At 46.3% G+C, this 19,796-nt stretch carries 17 protein-coding genes; 7 read left to right on the top strand and 10 right to left on the bottom strand.

The window, feature by feature from the left end:
- Window positions 1–2: 2 nt before the first annotated feature.
- The 5 genes from OU793_RS02315 to OU793_RS02295 all read right to left on the bottom strand — a co-directional run bounded on the left by OU793_RS02315 (window position 3) and on the right by OU793_RS02295 (window position 7,350).
- On the bottom strand, window positions 3–1,916 hold the full coding sequence (locus tag OU793_RS02315) for an EAL domain-containing protein (RefSeq protein ID WP_140103544.1): 1,914 nt from the start codon (window positions 1,914–1,916) through the stop codon (window positions 3–5).
- Window positions 1,917–1,921: 5 nt separating this feature from the next.
- Window positions 1,922–2,605 carry a transglutaminase-like cysteine peptidase gene (locus OU793_RS02310; protein ID WP_005464869.1) on the bottom strand — a complete coding sequence of 228 codons (684 nt, stop codon included), beginning with the start codon at window positions 2,603–2,605 and terminating at the stop codon, window positions 1,922–1,924.
- A 114-nt stretch (window positions 2,606–2,719) separates the two neighbouring features.
- Window positions 2,720–4,111: an HlyD family type I secretion periplasmic adaptor subunit gene (locus OU793_RS02305; RefSeq protein ID WP_005464847.1), complete on the bottom strand. Its 1,392-nt coding sequence runs from the start codon at window positions 4,109–4,111 to the stop codon at window positions 2,720–2,722.
- Between the two features lie 169 nt (window positions 4,112–4,280).
- Window positions 4,281–5,507 (bottom strand): sigma-54 dependent transcriptional regulator, encoded by a 1,227-nt coding sequence (locus OU793_RS02300; RefSeq protein ID WP_024702249.1) that lies wholly within the window; start codon window positions 5,505–5,507, stop codon window positions 4,281–4,283.
- Window positions 5,500–7,350, bottom strand: coding sequence for an ATP-binding protein (locus OU793_RS02295; RefSeq protein ID WP_023623811.1), 1,851 nt, complete (start codon window positions 7,348–7,350; stop codon window positions 5,500–5,502). The genes OU793_RS02300 and OU793_RS02295 overlap by 8 nt, the downstream gene beginning before the upstream one ends.
- Before the next feature lie 460 nt (window positions 7,351–7,810).
- On the opposite strand from OU793_RS02295, the gene pdxH reads away from it, so the two are divergent.
- Complete coding sequence (gene pdxH / locus OU793_RS02290; RefSeq protein WP_140103542.1) at window positions 7,811–8,446, top strand: pyridoxamine 5'-phosphate oxidase; 636 nt, start codon at window positions 7,811–7,813, stop codon at window positions 8,444–8,446.
- Window positions 8,447–8,522: 76 nt separating this feature from the next.
- Here pdxH and OU793_RS02285 read toward each other — a convergent pair whose 3' ends face one another.
- Window positions 8,523–9,278: a PAS domain-containing protein gene (locus OU793_RS02285; protein WP_043028050.1), complete on the bottom strand. Its 756-nt coding sequence runs from the start codon at window positions 9,276–9,278 to the stop codon at window positions 8,523–8,525.
- An 802-nt stretch (window positions 9,279–10,080) separates the two neighbouring features.
- On the opposite strand from OU793_RS02285, the gene OU793_RS02280 reads away from it, so the two are divergent.
- The 4 genes from OU793_RS02280 to putP all read left to right on the top strand — a co-directional run bounded on the left by OU793_RS02280 (window position 10,081) and on the right by putP (window position 16,761).
- Complete coding sequence (locus tag OU793_RS02280; protein ID WP_005468852.1) at window positions 10,081–10,893, top strand: AraC family transcriptional regulator; 813 nt, start codon at window positions 10,081–10,083, stop codon at window positions 10,891–10,893.
- Between the two features lie 387 nt (window positions 10,894–11,280).
- Window positions 11,281–14,412 carry a bifunctional proline dehydrogenase/L-glutamate gamma-semialdehyde dehydrogenase PutA gene (gene putA / locus OU793_RS02275; RefSeq protein WP_140103540.1) on the top strand — a complete coding sequence of 1,044 codons (3,132 nt, stop codon included), beginning with the start codon at window positions 11,281–11,283 and terminating at the stop codon, window positions 14,410–14,412.
- Window positions 14,413–14,423: 11 nt separating this feature from the next.
- Window positions 14,424–15,131, top strand: a complete 708-nt coding sequence (locus OU793_RS02270; RefSeq protein ID WP_005467523.1) for a 1-pyrroline-5-carboxylate dehydrogenase — start codon at window positions 14,424–14,426, stop codon at window positions 15,129–15,131.
- 136 nt (window positions 15,132–15,267) lie between these two features.
- Window positions 15,268–16,761 carry a sodium/proline symporter PutP gene (putP, locus tag OU793_RS02265; protein WP_005484781.1) on the top strand — a complete coding sequence of 498 codons (1,494 nt, stop codon included), beginning with the start codon at window positions 15,268–15,270 and terminating at the stop codon, window positions 16,759–16,761.
- A gap of 75 nt (window positions 16,762–16,836) precedes the next feature.
- Here putP and OU793_RS02260 read toward each other — a convergent pair whose 3' ends face one another.
- Window positions 16,837–17,367 carry a GNAT family N-acetyltransferase gene (locus tag OU793_RS02260; protein WP_053318149.1) on the bottom strand — a complete coding sequence of 177 codons (531 nt, stop codon included), beginning with the start codon at window positions 17,365–17,367 and terminating at the stop codon, window positions 16,837–16,839.
- Between the two features lie 148 nt (window positions 17,368–17,515).
- On the opposite strand from OU793_RS02260, the gene OU793_RS02255 reads away from it, so the two are divergent.
- A complete protein-coding gene (locus OU793_RS02255; protein WP_005466432.1) occupies window positions 17,516–17,755 on the top strand; it encodes an RNA-binding protein in 240 nt (79 codons plus the stop codon).
- A 90-nt stretch (window positions 17,756–17,845) separates the two neighbouring features.
- Here the strand turns inward: OU793_RS02255 and OU793_RS02250 are convergent, their stop codons facing one another.
- A complete protein-coding gene (locus OU793_RS02250; protein ID WP_140103538.1) occupies window positions 17,846–18,280 on the bottom strand; it encodes a hypothetical protein in 435 nt (144 codons plus the stop codon).
- An 18-nt stretch (window positions 18,281–18,298) separates the two neighbouring features.
- Window positions 18,299–18,832 carry a GNAT family N-acetyltransferase gene (locus OU793_RS02245; RefSeq protein ID WP_025524207.1) on the bottom strand — a complete coding sequence of 178 codons (534 nt, stop codon included), beginning with the start codon at window positions 18,830–18,832 and terminating at the stop codon, window positions 18,299–18,301.
- A gap of 360 nt (window positions 18,833–19,192) precedes the next feature.
- On the opposite strand from OU793_RS02245, the gene OU793_RS02240 reads away from it, so the two are divergent.
- Entirely contained in the window at window positions 19,193–19,441 is a 249-nt protein-coding gene (locus OU793_RS02240; protein WP_011106558.1) for a hypothetical protein, read from the top strand.
- A gap of 7 nt (window positions 19,442–19,448) precedes the next feature.
- On the opposite strand, the gene OU793_RS02235 is transcribed toward OU793_RS02240, so the two are convergent.
- Complete coding sequence (locus OU793_RS02235) at window positions 19,449–19,616, bottom strand: hypothetical protein (protein ID WP_005466428.1); 168 nt, start codon at window positions 19,614–19,616, stop codon at window positions 19,449–19,451.
- Between the last annotated feature and the right edge of the window lie 180 nt (window positions 19,617–19,796).

Raw genomic sequence — 19,796 nt, 5'->3', positions numbered from 1 at the left:
TATTATTCCTTGTCGACGATGAATCCTTGGAATACCTCTACGAAGTGCTCGGTGAGGAAATCCAATTGGATCTGAGTTTCAATACGCGATGCAATCGTAGTAATGCCCAAGTTGTGAGCGGTACGAGAGATCGACGTGAGTGTGAACTTCTGTTTTTCGTCGTGTAAGTTGTGTGTGAACAAGTAATCCAGCTTCACATAGTTCGGACGGAACTCTTGGATGTATTCCAGCGACTGGAAGTTACGACCATAGTTGTCGACACCAAACTCAGCACCAGACTGACGAATTGCGTTACAAAGCAGTGCGGTATGGTGCGGATGATCAATGAAGCATTCTTCAGGGATCTCAAAGTGAAGTTTAGACGCCACTTTTGAGTGTTTCTCCAACATGTTGGTTGTCCAGCGAATGAACGATGGCTGAGACAAGCTGCTTTGCGCGATGTTAATCGCGACTGGATCGTTAAGCTCGCCGCTTTCTAGCATCTTAATCATCGACTCAATCACGTATTGGTCGAAGATGTTGGTCGCATCCAACTGTTCCAATGCAAATAAGTATTGGTTAGCACGGTAAGTCTCGCCATCTTTTTCGATGCTTGAGAACACTTCGTTATGGAACACTTTGCCCCAAGTATTCTTAGCAGCTTGGAAGCGGAATTTCACCCAATCGCTGTGGATTGCTTCTTCAACCAACGCTTTCCATTGCTGTTTACCCATCAAGTTAGATGGCGTATCGCTACCAATGAAGCCGTATGGTTTGTCTGGCTGTGCTTTGGCTTTCGATAGTGCGTTATCCACCATAGAAAGGACTTCAGAACGCGTTTTCTGATCTTTGCTGTGTGCCACACCAAGCGAGGCTTTTGGTTTTGCTAAGCCAGTTGGATCAGTGTTTAGGCCATTGACACAGTTGACGATGCTGTCCGCGAGAATGCGCAGTTCGCTCTCATCCATGTGCGGGAAAAGCAGACCGAATTCATCACTAGAAAGACGAGCAATGGTGGCTCCCGGAACATCAATGGTGTTTTTCAGACGTTGAGACAACTCTTTCACGTGGGCATCAGCGCGTTGGTAGTCTTTTGTCTCGTAAATGTCGCCAATATATTCTGCATGGAGTAGCGCGATACCCCCTTGCGTTTGTTCTGCCAACCATTGGTCAACTTGGTTGATGTAGAACGAGCGGTTACCTAGTTTGGAGATAGGATCTAGGTATGCTTGAGCACGTAGGCGTTGTGCTTCTTTGGCCTGTTCTTTAAATGACAACTCAATCTGTGCCGACATCATGTTGATGCCATCCACGACCGCGATCAGGTCTTTGGTTTTAGGGCGAGTGAGTGGCTCACCAAACTGGTTGTTTGCGATGTCGTGCATTTTCTTCACGATAGCAGCCAGTGGCTTTAGAGAACGACGCAGAATGTAAGAAATCGCAATCAATCCCGCTAGGAAGATGACGCTAAACGCAGATAGCAAACGGACAAAACCTTGCCATAGCTGTTCATACGCCGCGCCTGGGTGGCTGATGATTTCGACTTCGGCCAGTTGCATCCAACCACTGGTGACCACGCGTTTATCGTGAATCGCTTTGAACAGATTCATGTCGATAAACCATTGCGGAACGGTGCTTGGTTTTACTGGGTAAGAGCGTACGATCTGGTAATCAGAATCTAACGCGGTGAGACGCACCACTGAGTAGGTACTGCCGTCAAATAATGCATTGATTACCGATTCAACGGCAACCTTGTCTTTATCTTTTAGGTAAGGTGCTAACGCCAAACCCACGGTGTTGATGGTGTTGTTGACCTCTGAACGTTGCTGTTGTTCCAAGCTCGTTCGAGTAGTATTGAATTCGATTACGAATACTGATGCCATCAAGAGTATAAAGACCGTAACCATTCCCACTACAAGCTTCTTATATAGGGTCATGTTTCTCACTCGTCATAGTTAATTTTAGGTTTATTTAACTGCAACTTACGTTCGCGCGAGCGTAAGTCATTCCAAAGGCTCAAACGTGATGCTTTCCCCGCTAGCTCTCCAGTGCCAGCAGAGGACTTCATTAACCACAGGTTTGTACCATTAAAACTGTATATCGGTAGCAAATCGCTACGTTTAGAGGCTCGGACAATTTCTGGATTGATATTGTCGAGGATGAGCGGCTCAGAACTTGGGGTCGGGTAGTAGGCTAATACCATGTGAAACTGATTCAGTTCGATGGCTTTTACGTAGATCAAACGCATCTTTGAATCTGGTATTCCTAGCTCGAGTAACGAGAAGTACTTAGCGATGGTGAAATCCTCACAATCGCCGCCGTTGCTCCCTAAAAATTCGAGTGGCGTAGCCCAATAGTCTGTCTTTCCCCACAGTTTTATGTCGTCAACGAAATAGAGTTGGTTGAAAAAATCGTTAACGCCCACGAGCTGTTCATGAGTCTCCAATTGTTTAAAAAGGTCGATGTTCTGTCGCCATGTATTTACGCGCAATCCGGCGCGTTCGCCATACACCGCTGTGACCGCATCGACCCATCGTTGTTCTTTTGTGCTTAACGCACCAATTTGGAACGAAAAACAACTTAAACTGATTAATAATGTAACTTTACGCTTCAAATTGGATCGCATATTCGACTCACATCACAAGTGTACTCTTCCAATGGGCTCGTTGGTGAGAAATAAGTGCTTTTTATTTAACCACTTATCGAGCTTAACTGCACATTGTGAGTGCCTTTGTATCAGTTACTCCTTCAAGGCGTTGGTTTTGGCGCTTAAGATCGGCTTAAGCAGATACTCCAAAACGGTTCGCTTCCCTGTGATGATATCGACCGATGCTGTCATTCCTGGAATGATTGGTAAATCGGCATCCTGACCAAAGCTGGTTTTTTCTGTGCGCACACGCACGATGTAGAAACTGTTGCCTTCCTCGTCTTGGGTGGTATCTGCACTGATGTGCTCCAGTTCACCCACTAAGCCGCCGTATTTTGTAAAGTCATACGCGGTGAATTTTACGATGGCATTTAGGTTCGGGCGAAGAAAAGCGATGTCTTTCGGGGCGATTTTCGCCTCAACTAACAAGGTGTCTTCGGTTGGTACGATTTCAACGATGTCCATACCCGGTTGGATAACGCCGCCAACGGTGTTGACGTTCAGCGTTTTGATTTTGCCTGTCACCGGAGAGACCACCACTGTGCGGTTTACGCGGTCTTCCAAGCCAACAGCCGATTCAACTAATGCAGACAGTTGGTCTTGAGCATTATTGAGTTTCTCTTGTTGTTCGGAACGGAACTTCAACGCCACATCGATGCGATTGAGCATAGATTCTTTGATGGCGGATTTGATCACTGGGATTTTCAGTTCGCTAGATGTCATTTCACGGCGAGTGTCGTTCACTTGGCGCTGCAATTTGAGTAGCTCAATGCGCGGAACAACGCCTTCATCCGCCAACGGTTGGGTGATATCTAGTTCTTTCTTCGCGTATTGGTAGCTTTGGCGTAAGTTACGCACTCGCGCTTCAATCTCGACCAAGTCTTGCTGTTTTTGCTCAACTTGTTGATCGATCACCGACAGTTGGTTGCGTAGGTTATCCAAATCTTCGCGGTATTCTGCTTTTTGACGCTGAGTTAATTGTGGCTGCGTCTCTTCCAATACAGGTGGGAAAGTCAGTTTGCCGTAATCGAGAACGACGCTTTTTTCCCAATCTTGAATATTAAAATCGCGATTGACGGCAACGCTGTTGATAGAAGCAGAAAGTTGTAATACCGAGGCAGTCAGGTTGGCAACTTGTTGTTCACGTTCGCGGTAGTCCGAGCGAAAACGAGTATCGTCGATCAACAGAAGTTGCTGGCCTTTTTTCACCAGTTGTCCTTCCTTCACCAGAATTTCTTTGACGAGACCACCTTCCAAGTTTTGGACTACTTGGATTTGAGAAGAGGGAATTACTTTACCTTGACCGACGGTGACTTGGTCGATCTGTGCCCACGATGCCCAACCAATGGCTGCAACAAAAAACAACACCATAACCCACAACATTAGTCGGGCACTATTTGGGGTGTTGAGAAGCAGTGCGGCGGTTTTGTCATCGACAAAATCCAGCTCATCATTGCTGAGTTTGTTGTAGTTGTCTCGGCTCATCACATTCTCTGCTTATATAAATACGGATTATCTTTTTGATCTTATTATTATTACCCGATCATGTCAGCATTCCGGCTAATAAAAATAAGTAACAGAGGACATTCGCTCAGGTTACCCGTCTGGCTTCAGCCCGTTCTTGCTGAAAGGCTGAAGAGATTTTGAGGTATTGCTACTGAGCCTTAAACTTCGATTTGTCCAACTGATGTTTTTTTAGTTTGTCGTACAAGGTCTTGCGTGACACCTGTAATTCTAGTTGAACCTCTTTAAGTCTGCCTCTGTGTCGCTGTAATGCATCAAATAACAGACAATATTCAAAGTGTTCTGTGCGTTGAGTCATGCTCTGAATTTCGATGCTCTTTTCACTGTCCCAATCTTCCATGCGAAAAGTCTCAGGTTTGAGAGCGCGCAGCTCCGCAAATTGGCGCAGTTGTTTAACGTTTTCTGGCCAAGAAAGCTCTGTAATTCGGCGTACTTCGTCCAAACTGATGTGCGGTGGTTGCAGCTGATAACGGCTTGCTGCATGACGTACGAAGTGTTTGTAAAGTGGGCCAATATCTTCTTTGCGTTCATCCAGCGTTGGTAAGTGGATGAGCGTTGCGAACGTTTTAACATCGGCATCAACCTTGGTCGTCGCACCAAATACGCGCTCCAATTTCGGGTGGTTAAACAGGCATTGCCACTGTGCGAGCGAGATATGTTCTGCGCTGTGCAGGTACAAACTGCAACGATTTGAGTCTTCCGTCAGGTGGTCAATGGCTTTGTCGAGTGCATCTAGCGACAGTTCGTAAAGGTCTTCACCTGATGCTGCAATCAGCTCGCTGTCTGGTGTGGCGTGAATATCGTGAGCAAATTGCGCAGCTAATCGGCGACCAGTGCCGTCTTGTCCCACGAAAATCAGAGGTTGGTTCGTCGGTGCGCTGATTAAGGCTCGGCGAATACTCACCATGACTTTACTGTGACCAATCATTTTTGGGCCGACATGGGTTTGCATGTCGAGCTCTTTCTTTAGCCAGATGTTTTCTTGCAACAAGTTCAGCTTATCGCTGGCGTTGTTCAGTGATTTCATCAGTTGATCGGTTGAAAATGGTTTTTCCAGAAAGTCGTACGCGCCGCTTTTCATTGCTTCGACCGCCGTTTTAACGTCGCCATGCCCAGTTAGAACGATGAATTGAAAGTGGTGATTTTTGCTCAGCAGCGTACGCATAAACTCTAAGCCATCCATGACCGGCATGTGAATATCGGTAATGATGATGGCTGGAGAATTGGCATCGATAACTCTGAGTGCTTCAACGGCATTGGGAAAGCAAGTGACTTCAATGCCCTCGATAAGTAGTGCTTGTGAAACGGCATCACGAATGTGTGGTTCGTCATCAACAAAGATAACTGCGTTATGCATGGTCGTTTTCCGTTACTGGTTTGGTGGTACTGGTGTTTGCCATCGGAACGGTGACCACAAAGGTCATGCCGCCTGACTCACCCGATTGCGTCCCTTGGTGGTTATAGGCGCTGAGCGCTCCGTGATAGCTTTCTAAAATACGTTTTGAAATGGTCAAACCCAGTCCGAGCCCTTCTGGTTTGGTGGTAAAAAACGGGTCAAAGATTTTCGCCAGTGCCTCGTCAGACATCCCCGGGCCGTTATCTGACACCAGAATATCGCAGCTCGAATCGTGGCATTGAATCGCGATGGAAATTTGTGGATCAATACAATAGCCATCCATCGCTTGCGCAGCGTTGTGGAACAGATTGATGAGCACTTGTTCTAGTTCAACGCTGTGAATGGCGAGCCTCACCTCGTGGTCGATCGTCGGTACTTTGAGCGTGACGCCTTGTTTGATCAACTTATTGCTCAATATGCTGGTGGCATTGTGCACCGCATCGTGGAGTATCGACACTTCATTATGAGGTTCATGAGAAGTTTTACGGGTGAAGACTTTTAGCCTAGCAATGACCTCGGCAATAGTCTCGTTTAGCGAGAGCATCTTGTTTAAGTTGTCTGCGACCATCGGGTAGCGTTCCATCGACAACAAGCGCTGGGAGTTTTCGGTGTAAGTTCTCAGCGCGGCAAGTGGTTGGTTTATCTCGTGGTTGATACTGGCAGACAACTCTCCCAGCAAAGCAAGTTTGGCGGCTTGAGTCAGCTCTTGCTGAGTTTGTCTTAGCTCTTGCTGGCTTTGTTCATACTGACGAACCGTTTGCTGCAACTTGTGGTTTGCTTCACTTAGTACAACTGTGCGTTGCATGACTTTTTCTTCCAAGCTCACATTGAGATTGGCAAGACGTGCCTTGTTCACCAACATCTGAAACCATGCCAATGCGATCAGTGCAATCAGCGCGTATAAAATCAAATAGACTACATCTGCTTGCAATACTGCCGTCAGTACGGTGTGGTGATTGATTAACGCTACAACGCGAAAACCTTTATCCAACAAATGTGTTGCGTACGCGAGGTAGTTTGGTGACAGCAACAATTGGTTATCCGCAAACTCACTTTCGTCACTTTGCGCGGTAAGTTCGCCGTAATATTCGGGCAACGTGTCACCGTATTGGCGAGTTTCAGTCAGTTCATTGATGGCCGTTGGTGAGAGTGGAAACAGTGCGCGATAGCGCCAATCGGGTAGGTTGCTCATAAACACTACGTTGTGTTTGTCGGTCACCAAAACGTCTGCGCCACTTTGTGCAAGGCGCTGTTCCAACTGCTCCAAATTCACTTTTACCGTGATGACGCCGATGACATCGCCGTTCAACCATAGTGGAGAGGAAAAGAAGTAACCCCGTTTGTTAGAGCGTACTCCTAACCCCACGTATTGGGCTGGCTCACCACGACGGGCATTTTTAAAGTAAGGGCGATAACTAAAACTCGAACCGACAAACGTATCCGCCTGTTGATAGTTACTCGAAGCGATAACCAAGCCTGTTTTATCATGGACATAAATGGTATCGGCCAAACTTTGCTTCAGCCATTGCGCCAACAGTAAGTTCAGTTCTGTCGACGGTGCACCTTTCTCAACGGCTTCAAGCAAGCGTGGGTCATGGCTAAGCAAATTGGGAATTTGTTCAAACTTCGCCAGTTCGTAGTCGACTTCTTGTGAGACTTGAGCCGCTTGGCTTTTGAGCTTTTGTTGCCATTGATCGTGTTGATAGCGAGTTGCGTAGTGATGCGTAAGAGCAAGCCCTAAAATGCCGATAACAAACAACAGCAATAGAAAATGACGCAGGGCTTTGGGATTGAGTAAGTTCACAATTAGCTCACCGGAGTTTTTAATGCCATGTTATCAAAAGGTATTAAACGATGCTGTGAGCGGTAACGTTAACTAGGAATCGAACTGCATTTTAGAAGTAGTATTCCGTACTAATAAATACGTAACGGTTGTTTGCCAAGTAAGCGATTGGTTTGTTGCGTAACATAGCGGTCAGTTTATGCTCACTTGAGGTTAAATAGTCAATCTTGTCCCGTTAGAGAGCAAACGAAGCGAAGTTATTTTTGGATGACTTCACGTTACTTCTCGTCGCTTCATTCTCATCATTTGGGTGGAAAAACTTGCCCTGCCGTTGGTCTTTGGTCTCGTTAGAAGTGTTGCTGGGCCTCGCTTTTTGCCTGAACCTAGAGGTTACCATCGGTTTTTCAACATCTATGTTTGCTGTCCTTGTATTTCAGTAGCTTCGGGAGCACAATCGACAAAAACGAGTGAAGGAGTAAAGATGGAACTTGCTGATATTCGTCGTGAGTACACGAAAGGTGGCCTACGTCGTAAAGATTTGAAAGCTGATCCAATTGATCAATTCAACCTTTGGTTGGAGCAAGTGATTAAGGCGGGGTTGACTGATCCTACTGCGATGACAGTGGCGACCGTGGATGAAAACGGCATGCCATTTCAACGAATCGTTTTATTGAAAAACGTCGATAAAGATGGCTTCGTGTTTTACACCAACTTAGGTAGTCGCAAAGCGCAGCATCTTGAACATAACAGCAACATCAGCCTGCATTTCCCTTGGCATCCATTAGAGCGCCAAGTTCACATTACTGGTGTGGCTGAAAAGCTGACTGCGATGGAAAACATGAAGTATTTTACTTCCCGCCCTAAAGATAGCCAGTTGGCGGCCATTGCGAGTAAGCAAAGTAGCCGTATTTCTGCTCGTGGAGTGCTGGAAGGTAAGTTCCTTGAGCTCAAACAGAAATTTGCCAAAGGTGAAATTCCAATGCCAACTTTTTGGGGCGGCTTTAGAGTTAAACCGCAAAGCATTGAGTTTTGGCAAGGCGGTGAGCATCGTCTGCATGACCGTTTCCTATTCTCTCAACACGATGGCGAATGGGATATAGACCGTCTCGCGCCATAGGGCATCTTATTTAACGCCTAACAAAACACCGCCATTTAGGCGGTGTTTGTGTTTATAAAGATAAAGCGGCGTGGCGTTAGCGCTCTCCATTCAAAACAACAGAAAGCTGATGTTTAAGCAGCGTTTTGGGTACAACAGATCCATAGCCTGCCTCCATTGCTTTATCGATCAGCTCGTTCTTACTATTCGCTTCAAACTTGTTTCTTAGACGTGCGACGTGCCCTTCTACCGTTTTTGTGGAGATGCCCATCACTTGAGAAATAAACTGAGGTTTTTTGCCGTAAAGCAGTAAAAATAGCGTTTCTTGCTCGCGGCATGTGAGCTTTTCTGGTTTCGGATTCAGATTCGAAAAGCGGAAAATGGATTGATGGTTTATGTCTGTACCGATGGCTCGACACACCCAGTAGCCCACTTCAATCACGGCGGTGTCGGTTAACTCTCGGCCATAAAAAATGGTGCCGAGGGTGTTGCCTTGTTCATCTCGCCAAGGGGTTTTCGTGAAAATATGTGCGCGCCAACGCCCGTCAGGGTAAGGATGAATATCAAGGATCTTCAACGATTCGCCCGTTTCGATCACATGTTTATCTTGGCGTTGAAATTCTTGTGCGCATTCAGTGGTTGGGCTCGACATCTCGAAGTCAGTTTTACCAATGCACTCTTCTGGTGAGGCATGGCCCAATAATTCGGCGTATTCCTGATTCACATAACGGAATACCGAATCTTTATCTTTGCACCCCCAACAACCCGGTAGCTGTCGGAGAAGCGACTGTTCTATGGTATTGACTGGAATATTCACAAGAGGACTCACTACTGCTATTTGGCCCCAAGCCATCTCTCCATAAGCTGTGTTTACACCAGCATTCAGACATGACTTGGATACATTGCCTGCTTTATGCAGGTCAGTATGCTCACTTCATGGATTCTTTCGTCATCTACGCGGTGTTATTCCTTGATCATGCTTTCGGTAAATAGCACCAGATGACACTGGGAGCGGAGAAAAATGGATCAAGAGTACTCAGCGTGGTGATTGACGTAAGGATACGGTGAGATGGCCGATATAATATCAGCTTATGCCATTGTTTTCATTTTTGAGATATAAAAAAAAGCCAGCCTGAAGACGGGCTGGCAACACAAGATATAATCTTGTCGACGTGTAGAAGAGGTTCTAAATTACATAGCGAGGGTCTGCTAAGTAAGTTAGAGGTATCAATCAGATACCGAGAGCTCAGGGTCGTATGCATCCTAGAGCTCGAGGTCTAATGTATTGAATCAGGGGCATATTAGTAAGGGGGGAAATCCCTCTATGTGGTTTATATTCAATCGATTAATGCGTTTTTAGCCATTCGCGGCAGGAATACATAGAAAAATACGAGACTTTTGTAGTGAAGATCTTTAGGAACTTAGCTTGTTGCCAATGCCCACCTTTTCTATCTGCCCGTTTTTGTTAAGAAAGTTGGTTGTACATTGACCGTAAGTTAATCTAGCATGATCATCGTTCCGGAACTATGATCATGTGGTTGGGGTTGATCTTGTTGGTTTGATCTTACGCGATTGGCTTCGTGGAGATTTGCAAGGCAACCGAGAAGGTATATCATGCCTCGATGTAAGCCGAACGCTTAAGATGACCGTGTGAAATGAGTGACTCAGATAACCCGAAAGCCCCACCATATAAAGAAAGTATGCTGCCAAAACCAGCAGAACTGATCACATTGCCATCTTATATGGATTGCCATGATCATGCTTACACGCAGATTGTGATTGGGTTGAAAGGTCAAGCGGAATTCGAAGTCCGTGGGCAGGGTAATTTAGTCGGTCCTGGGCAAGGTTGTGTGGTAACAGCATGCTCTGATCATGCTTTCGGCGGCGTGATTCATCAATCGGATATTTTAGTGCTGAATATGCCGAAGCCGACCAATGATGACCCTGAGATGCTTCAGAAGATCAATAACCTAGAGCGTTCCCACCTTTATTTTCAACTCGATGGTCAAATTCAGAAGCTGATTCAGATGCTGGTACAGGAAATGCGTAACCATCCTGATGATCTGCTGCTTAGTCGCGCGTGTAATGACACCGTGATTGCATTGATGCAGCGCCATATCTCTGCATTTGAAACCAGCCGCAAAGATTCGCGCTTTGATCTAGAAGCAATAGATCGCTACATCGAACAACACCTCAGCCATAAGATCAGCGTTGCTCAGCTTGCGGGGCGCGTTTTCTTGGGTGAAAGCCAATTCCACAGCTTGTTTAAAGATCAGATGGGGATTACTCCGCATCAATACGTATTAGGTAAGCGCATTGATATGGCTCGTGAGCTAATCGAGCAAGGTCACCTCTCTTTAGGGCAAATCGCCGAGTTTACCGGCTTCTCAAGTCAAAGCACTTTTACTCATACCTTCACTCGATTGCAGGGGCTTTCTCCCTCTCAGTATAAGAAACAGGTTGGGTAAATTTACCCAGAAAAAGACAAAACCATGCTCTATGCATGGTTTTTTTGTACTTTTTTACCTGTGATCTATTTCTCAATTTTATAGATTTGAGGCCAAATTGACGGTTTATTGAGCGTTACGGCCTCCAATGCTCAAAAGAAGGTGTTGCTATAAGAATAATCTTATTGATATTCCTAATGTTTTGTTGTGATTAAAATGCAAAAATTAAAATTTACAACACAAAATATTATCTATTTGAATGTGACTATGTGGATGTTTTGTTATAAAAGCGAGTTTTTGGCAAAAATATCGTAGTTTTTGACAAGTATTATTATCGGCCTCAAAATACACTGCCAGCCATTGATGATCCTCGAAGCGGTTTTCGAGGAGTGAGATTGAGGAACACACATGTTTACAGCTACGAACGTGTTGACACCGGAATTTATCGGGCAGCCGCTTGATAAGTTGTGGTCACTGATCTCGCCATTGTATATGGTGGACGAGTCTCAATGGCTAGAGCAATTATTGCCACTAGCGACGCCGACAACGGAAGAAAAATCGGCGATCACTAACCAAACGACCAAACTTATTGAAGCCATTCGTGCCGATAAGAAGTCAATCCAGATGATTGATGCACTTTTGCTGGAATACAGTCTCGATACTCAAGAAGGTATCTTGCTGATGTGTCTTGCAGAAGCGTTAATGCGAATCCCGGATGCGGCAACCGCAGACGCGCTGATTAAAGACAAGTTAAGCGTTGCGGACTGGAAATCTCACCTGAAAAACTCAGACTCTGTTTTCGTTAACGCGTCAACATGGGGCCTAATGCTGACAGGTAAAGTGGTCGGTCTTGGTGAGCAAGGCACCCAGAGCCCAAGTCAGGCTGTAAACCGTCTGGTTAACAAATTCTCTGAACCTGTGATTCGTAAAGCCATGTATCAGGCAATGAAGATCATGGGTCACCAGTTTGTTCGCGGCCGCACGATTGAAGAAGCGCAGAAAAATGGTCGCCCGATGCGCGACAAAGGTTTCACTTACTCATTTGATATGTTGGGTGAAGCGGCGCTAACAACAGCGGATGCAAACAAATACTTCAAAGATTACCTAATGGCGATCGAAGCGGTGGGTCGCGAGACTTACGGTAACGACACTAGCCCTGCGCCTTCGGTTTCTATCAAGCTTTCAGCATTGCACCCTCGCTACGAAGTGGCGAACGAAGAGCGTGTTATGACTGAGCTGTACGAAACGCTCATGCAACTACTAAAACGCGCGATTGAAGTCGACGTTGCGATCACGATTGATGCAGAAGAAGCTGATCGCCTTGAGCTGTCCCTAAAGCTGTTCGAGAAGATTTACCGCAGTGACCTCGTGAAAGGTTGGGGCAAGTTTGGTCTTGTTGTGCAAGCGTACTCGAAGCGTGCTCTACCAGTATTGGTTTGGCTCAATGCCCTTGCGAAAGAGCAAGGTGACTTGATCCCACTTCGCTTGGTAAAAGGCGCGTACTGGGATAGCGAAATCAAATGGTCACAACAAGCGGGCTACGACAACTACCCAGTGTACACACGCAAAGAAGCGACCGATGTTGCTTACCTTGCATGTGCGCGTTTCCTATTAAGCGAAGGCGTACGTGGCAATATCTTCCCGCAGTTTGCCAGCCACAATGCGCACACAGTTACTGCGATTGCAGTGATGGCGCAGCATAAGGATTTTGAATTCCAACGCCTACACGGCATGGGAGATTCACTCTACAACCATGTGATGGAGAAATACGGCCAACCTGTTCGTATTTACGCTCCAGTTGGTAGCCACGCGGATCTACTGCCTTACCTTGTTCGTCGTTTGCTAGAAAATGGCGCAAACAGCTCGTTTGTACACCGTTTGGTTGACGCGCGTTGCCCAATTTCTGAACTGACACATCACCCTGTGGATGCGCTAACCAGTTTTGCGACGCTGAATAACGATAAGATCCCAATGCCTTCAGGTATTTTCCCTGAGCGTAAAAACTCTTACGGCGTCAACATCGATATCGAAAGCGAAGCAAAACCATTTGAAGCGCAAGTTGAAAGCTTCCTAAACAATAAGTGGGCTGCGGGCCCTGTGATCAACGGTGAACGTTTTGCCGAAAGCATGATCAAGGAAAACCTCGCTGAGATCATTACCGCGCCTTACGATCGTCGTGTTGAAGTGGGTCAAGTCGCTTTTGCAACTCTTGATCATGTTTCCGCTGCGATTGAAGCGGCGCAAGCGGCATTCCCAGAATGGAAAGGCACTGCGATTGAGCAAAAAGCGAAGTGTTTAGAAACACTTGCTGACCTGATGGAAGCAAACTTGGCGGAGTTGGTGGCGATTTGTCATCAAGAAGCGGGTAAAACCATTCACGACAGCATTGATGAAGTTCGTGAAGCGGTTGATTTCTGTCGTTACTACGCAAAACAAGCGCAAAACCTACAACCATTTGAACTGGAAGGTTTTGATGGTGTGAAACGCATTTCAAGCCGTGAAGGTCTTGGTGTGTTCGTTTGTATTAGCCCTTGGAACTTCCCTCTGGCGATTTTCCTTGGTCAAGTAACCGCGGCGCTTGTTGCGGGTAACACAGTGGTTGCTAAACCGGCTGAACAAACCAGCTTGATTGCTGCTCGCGCGATTGATTTGATGCTGGAAGCTGGCTTCCCAGCTGGCGTAACTCAATTACTTCCTGGTCGCGGTGGTGAGATTGGTCATGCACTAACCTCTCACGACGCCATCGCAGGTGTCGCATTTACGGGCTCTACGGCAACGGCACAGCGCATCAACGTAACGTTGGCAGAGCGTACCGCGAAGCCAGTACCGTTTATCGCGGAAACTGGCGGCCAAAACGCCATGATCGTCGACAGTACTGCACTGCCAGAGCAGGTGGTTCGGGATGTGATTCGCTCTGCGTTTGCATCGGCGGGTCAACGCTGTTCTGCGCTTCGTGTGCTGTTTGTTCAAGAAGACGTTGCGGATCGCATCATCACCCTTATCCAAGGCGCGATGAAAGAGCTACACGTTGGCTTGCCTTACTTGCACAAAACCGATGTGGGTCCGGTTATTGACCGCAATGCGAAGCAAAAACTCCTTGCTCACCTAGAGCAGATGAGCAGCACGCAGAAGAAAGTTGCGCAGCTGCAACTGGAAGAAGCGTGTCAGTATGGCGATTTTGTTGCGCCAAGTGCGTTTGAAATCTCAGGCATTGATGTTCTGAAAGAAGAGCAATTTGGTCCTATCTTGCACATTGTTCGCTTTAAAGCGTCTGAACTGCCAAACGTGGTAGAGCAGATCAACCAAACAGGTTTTGGTCTAACAATGGGCATTCACAGCCGTAACGAAACCACTTATCGCTGGATTGAAAAGCACGCTCGCGTGGGTAACTGCTACATCAACCGAGATCAAGTTGGTGCGGTTGTTGGCGTTCAGCCATTTGGTGGTCAAGGCTTGTCTGGTACAGGTCCAAAAGCTGGTGGTCCTCACTACTTGTACCGCTTTACTCAACATCTTCTTGCTCAAGCAGAGAACGCATAAGGAGTCGCATTATGGTTCATCAGATCACATATTTTAAAGATGCATTCTCTGCTTGGGAGCAGTGGAATCTGACCGATTTTGATTACAAATGCGAACATGTGTTGGCATTAAAATCTGCACTAGAAGGGCAGAATGCTGTTGTGGCGAAAGTAGTGTCTTACCACTTGCAACAAGCGTCTGCACTGCTTGCAGAACCTCATCAGTTAGTGGGCCCTACGGGGGAAACTAACGAGCTGTACGCGGCTGGTCGTGGTGTGGCTTTGGTGATTTGTGAAAACAACATCGAAAACACTGAAAACGCGCTGTACAGCACTTTTGCAATGATCACTTGTGCCCTTATCGCAGGTAACAGTGTTGTGATTTGCAGCGACAATGCCGAGCTAAACCGACTGGTTGAGCAAGCGGTATCGTCAACAAACTTCCCATCTAACTTAGTCCAAGTAGTTGCGTACGATGCGTCTGCCCCGTTGCTAGAAAGCGATGTACGTAGTGTGGGTTATGTTGGGCATTCTCAGGTTGAGCATGCGCTCAATCTTCAATTGGCTAAGCGCGATGGTGCCATCGTCGGCTTAGTTTCTGAAACGGATTTGGAGTCACCAAAACTGGCTCACGATCCGCATCTCTCGTTGCGCTTTATTACTGAGCGTACTCGAACGATAAATATTACAGCGGTGGGTGGTAACGCGACTCTACTCGAGTTGGGGAACGAAACTCACTAACCTGACTTGTGACACCAATTTGAAATAACCAGCCTGAGAGCTCGTTCAGATTGGTGTCTCTTGCTTTGATGTATTGCTGAGATGGCAAAATGTCAGAGAAGACAAGGAAGGAAATAATTATAACGAGGACTATCAAATGATAGAAAATAGCTTTGCTATCACGTCCACTTTTGTGGCGTATTTAATAATTATGGTTGCCATTGGCGTTTACGCGTATAAGAGGACTTCCAATTCATCTGACTACTTCCTAGGTGGCCGTAGCCTAGGTCCGTGGCCTGCTGCGTTATCTGCAGGTGCATCAGACATGAGTGGCTGGCTGCTACTAGGTTTGCCTGGTTACGCGTATGCAGCAGGTATCGAGGCATTTTGGCTAGCAGGTGGTCTACTTGCTGGTACATGGGCTAACTGGTTCATCAGTGCAAAACGTCTGCGTACTTACAGCATCCAAACTGACGCGTTAACGTTGCCAGAGTTCCTGTCACGTCGTTTCAACGACAAATCAAAACTGATTCAGACCATCTCTGCGTTTTTCATTCTTCTATTCTTCCTTTTCTACACCAGCTCAGGTTTGGTTGCAGGGGGCAAACTGTTTGAAACCGTATTCGGCCTTGATTACAGCATTGCAGTAGTTATTGGTACAGTTTGTGTGGTTTCTTACACGCTGTTCGGTGGTTTCTTAGCGGTATCTTGGACTGACTTAGTGCAAGGCCTATTGATGGCAGCAGCACTGATGATCGTTCCGATTGCTGTTATGGACGGTGGTTTTGGCCAACTGTCTTCAGACATGCACAACATCAACCCAGAACTACTGACGTTGTGGAATGATGTGAAAGGTGAACCGCTGTCAGCTATCGCGATTATCTCGCTAGCGGCATGGGGTCTTGGCTACTTTGGTCAGCCACACATCCTAGCGCGTTTCAAAGCATCACGTTCAAACAAGGACCTAACTACAGCGCGTCGTATCGCTGTGGGTTGGACTGCGCTTTCAATGGCAGGTGCAATGCTAGTGGGTCTCGTTGGTCTGGTATGGGTGACTGGCCACCCAGGCACGCAACTAGAAGATGGTGAGAAAATCTTTATGTTGCTTGTGAACACCGTATTCCACCCAGTGGTTGCTGGTATCCTACTAGCAGCAATCCTAGCGGCAGTAATGAGTACAGCGGATTCACAGCTTCTAGTATCTTCATCTGCACTAGCAGAAGACTTCTACAAGCAAGTGATCAAACCTGATGCTTCTTCAGAAGAAGTGGTGATGATTGGCCGTGTGGGCGTTATCGTGATTTCTTTGATTGCATTGTTCCTAGCAATGACACCAGACAGCTCTGTGCTAGGTCTTGTATCTTACGCTTGGGCAGGCTTCGGCGCGGCATTTGGCCCTGCAGTAGTACTTAGCCTTTACTGGAGCGGTATGAACCGTAACGGCGCACTAGCGGGCATCCTAGTGGGTGGCGTGACCATCGTAGTTTGGAAACAGCTAACTGGCGGTTGGTTCGACGTTTACGAAATCGTACCGGGCATCATCTTCTCAACACTGGCTATCGTGTTGGTTAGCAAGATGACTGGCGGTGCAGGTCAAGAAGTTCTAGACCAACACCAAGAGTACAAGCAGAAGTTGGTTGATCTAGACTAACCGCTGCAAAGATGACAAAAGCCCGCGAATATCGCGGGCTTTTTTATTGTGTTTAAATCGGTTTAGCTAAGCGACTTATTCGCGGATTTTTGAGTAAATCACGGTGTTACTCAGCTCTCCCGATGTGGTAAGACGTTCGTTTCTGAGTTCGCCTTCGAACTCATAACCACAGCGCTTGGCTACAGCACGGCTCTTTTGGTTGGTGCTATCAGCATGAATTGCGATTCTCTTGGCACCCAAATCATCAAACGCATAGCGCTCAACTTCGAGCACAGCCTCGGCAACATAACCATTGCCAACGGCAGCATCATCTAACCAATAACCTATCTCAAAGGATGGCACGTCGGGATCTCGAATCATCAAGCCGACCGCACCCAGTAAGCGATCGCTTTCCTTTTCAATGATGTAGTAACGCAGCTCTTCTTCGAAGTTTTCAAAGTTTGCGATGGCTTTCTCTGTCCCTTCTATCATCGCTTCTAATGTCAGCACATGAGGCACCCACGGCAGATAGACTTCGAGAGTCTTTTGGCTGCGAACGACAGCTTGATGCGCCTCTTCGGCTCGTTCTAAACAAGCGGGGATGAGTTTGAGACGTTTCGTTTCCATGCTGGCTATCCTATGGGTGAAAAATGAACGGAAAATCATTTAAACAGATGTACTTAGAATGATCTAGTCACCGCCGTCATATTATTCACTTGGTTTGCCAGAGAGAAACTGAGAGAATCGAACCGTTATCAAACCAACTAGGTTCATTATGAAACTTTTAGTAAGAAACTTGGCTCGTCACATGACCGAGCAAGATATCCGCAAATTATTTTCAGCGTACGGCAAAGTAGAACTGTGTTCGCTAGTGCTTGATCAAGAAACGGGTTTGTCGAAAGGCTTCGGTTTTGTCATCATGCCGGACGAAGCAGAAGCAATTTCTGCTCTTGAAGCACTGAATTTGACGAACGTAGAAAAAAGCAAAATTCGCGTGAAAGTCGCACAAGACTAACACAGAGAAAAGCCAGCGTTATTGCTGGCTTTTTTGTCTTTCTATTTAGAGACCAAATTGGAAACTTCTGGAATATCTTCTTTTTTTGCTTTAACGACGTTGATCATCAATCCTCTTTTCAAGTTGTTTCATTAAATCCTTTAACTGCAGAGAATCGAAATTGTCAGAATTCGGCACTTGGTAAGCGTCGTTGACTGTGTAGATCATTAAACTTTGGCTGGAGAAGGACTCTTTCTGTATTTGGACTCTGACAATGTCATCAAGAGGTAGACGGAAGTAAACCGTTGAGCCCTGGCTGTACTTCAAGGCGCTAGTGCTTGCATCGATATATAGCGTTTTAGGATTGAACGCGCGGCGCGTGAAGTACGTTGAGATCAGTTTCAATCCGACTATTGTGAGTGCTAAGAGTCCAAACTCGACGAGCTTGTCTGCCAGGTAGGAAAAATAGAACAGCGACAACGATACAGTTCCCAGCAATAAAGGGTTGTTCTTGGGCAGATTTTGTGAAGTTTCATGGATGATCATCCGACATATCCCTCGACTTTATTCAGAAGCGACGAACGTGAGTTGGTAGACACAAACCTTTCGTTCTTTGCCTTGCATGCGCAATGTTTTGTCACCGACGTAAGGGATCTTTAGTTTTTGGATCACCGATTTAGAACGCAGATTGTCCACCAAATGCATCACGGTTATTCCGTTTAACTCAAAGTGCATTCGAGCAAATTCGAGTAAGGCTTTGGAGGCTTCGAATGCATAGCCTTTCCCCCAATGTGGCACGCCAACCCAGTAGCCTAATATTCCGTACCCCTCTTCGATACGCGGTAAACTCACCGCACCAAGTAACTCCCCAGTGTTTCGCAAGGTAATAGCGTACGCCACGCCTTGATGCTGCTGATACATCGGATAGTGCCTATCTATCCATGCTTGCGCCATCGGTAGCTCATAAGGATGTGGGATGTTTGCTGTCATGTCGGCAATTCGCTTATCTCCAGCGAGTAAAGCCACTTGTTGGCAGTCACCGATATTGAATGGCCGGAGGACGAGTCTTTCGGTAGTGAGAGTCGGTTGTATCGTCATGCATTTCTTCCTTGATGAGACGGCTGTTGTTGCTAGCAACTGGTTTGCGGGGTAAATCGAGATAACAAAGCGTTACGAAAGCTCGACCTAGCCAACTGTAAAGTTGTCACGCGCCTTACTAAATAATAAGCCCTAACAATAGCTTATGTGTGATGTGTCGTATTATTACACACATAGGTGCTGTTTTTCATATAAGTGGTATAAAAGTTGAGGTCTGACCAAGGTCTCAGTTTTTTCATACTTTAGTAGGATTTTTTGAAGATAGGGCACAAAAAAGTAAAGGGGCTTTTTTATTGTGGAATTATTTTGAACAAAATATGTCAATTGTCAGTAGCACACAAAAATTCAGGGAGAAGAGAGATGCCGGATATATATTGCTCAGCGTGTAGAAAATCAACGCAACATAAGGTGATCATGAAGCGTTGTGAGCCTCAATCCGTTGACACGTTAACCGGTAAGGTGGTGAGTTTCACGCAACTGATGGCGAAGTTTGTCTCGGGTGAGCACTATTACGAGATGGAACCACAGTATTTTTGTCGTTGCTGCAACCACCGAGCGATCGGTGAAGTGGTACCTCACCCGGCAAGACACGTATCCGCCGCTCTGTAGTTTAACGTTACGCTGCTAAAGGTTCTTCGTTGGAGTAGGGCGATCCGTCGATCATCACTGGCCAGCCATAAGATGCGTATTCACGTGCTAAAAACTTAGCGACTTCGTGAGAAACCGTGGTGTATGTCCATTCGCCAACACCAAACGGTTTGTACGCCAGTTGTAAGGTTAACATTGCTTTTTCCTCAATAATTTTTCCTATTATTGCCTTACTATTTGGCTCATTTCTTCTGTTTATAGCTCACTTTATTCTCTGCAAAGTTCATCGTTTCACTTTTTCATTCACACCGATTTTTCTCTTATAAAAGCCATGTGAGTGCCTTTGTTATTTATAAACTTATGTTAACAGCTAGGA

Source organism: Vibrio sp. VP6 (assembly GCF_028823755.1).
Taxonomy (GTDB): Bacteria; Pseudomonadota; Gammaproteobacteria; order Enterobacterales; family Vibrionaceae; genus Vibrio; species Vibrio parahaemolyticus.
Note: the sequence above shows the minus strand (reverse complement) of the source record. Positions and strands in the feature narration are given on the sequence as shown.

Bases quoted from the DNA above. Each gene is read 5' to 3' on its own strand.
- OU793_RS02315 (WP_140103544.1), bottom strand. From the start codon at position 1,916: ATGACCCTATATAAGAAGCTTGTAGTGGGAATGGTTACGGTCTTTATA.
- OU793_RS02310 (WP_005464869.1), bottom strand. From the start codon at position 2,605: ATGCGATCCAATTTGAAGCGTAAAGTTACATTATTAATCAGTTTAAGT.
- OU793_RS02305 (WP_005464847.1), bottom strand. From the start codon at position 4,111: ATGAGCCGAGACAACTACAACAAACTCAGCAATGATGAGCTGGATTTT.
- OU793_RS02300 (WP_024702249.1), bottom strand. From the start codon at position 5,507: ATGCATAACGCAGTTATCTTTGTTGATGACGAACCACACATTCGTGAT.
- pdxH (WP_140103542.1), top strand. From the start codon at position 7,811: ATGGAACTTGCTGATATTCGTCGTGAGTACACGAAAGGTGGCCTACGT.
- OU793_RS02285 (WP_043028050.1), bottom strand. From the start codon at position 9,278: ATGGCTTGGGGCCAAATAGCAGTAGTGAGTCCTCTTGTGAATATTCCA.
- OU793_RS02280 (WP_005468852.1), top strand. From the start codon at position 10,081: ATGAGTGACTCAGATAACCCGAAAGCCCCACCATATAAAGAAAGTATG.
- putA (WP_140103540.1), top strand. From the start codon at position 11,281: ATGTTTACAGCTACGAACGTGTTGACACCGGAATTTATCGGGCAGCCG.
- OU793_RS02270 (WP_005467523.1), top strand. From the start codon at position 14,424: ATGGTTCATCAGATCACATATTTTAAAGATGCATTCTCTGCTTGGGAG.
- putP (WP_005484781.1), top strand. From the start codon at position 15,268: ATGATAGAAAATAGCTTTGCTATCACGTCCACTTTTGTGGCGTATTTA.
- OU793_RS02260 (WP_053318149.1), bottom strand. From the start codon at position 17,367: ATGGAAACGAAACGTCTCAAACTCATCCCCGCTTGTTTAGAACGAGCC.
- OU793_RS02255 (WP_005466432.1), top strand. From the start codon at position 17,516: ATGAAACTTTTAGTAAGAAACTTGGCTCGTCACATGACCGAGCAAGAT.
- OU793_RS02250 (WP_140103538.1), bottom strand. From the start codon at position 18,280: ATGATCATCCATGAAACTTCACAAAATCTGCCCAAGAACAACCCTTTA.
- OU793_RS02245 (WP_025524207.1), bottom strand. From the start codon at position 18,832: ATGACGATACAACCGACTCTCACTACCGAAAGACTCGTCCTCCGGCCA.
- OU793_RS02240 (WP_011106558.1), top strand. From the start codon at position 19,193: ATGCCGGATATATATTGCTCAGCGTGTAGAAAATCAACGCAACATAAG.
- OU793_RS02235 (WP_005466428.1), bottom strand. From the start codon at position 19,616: ATGTTAACCTTACAACTGGCGTACAAACCGTTTGGTGTTGGCGAATGG.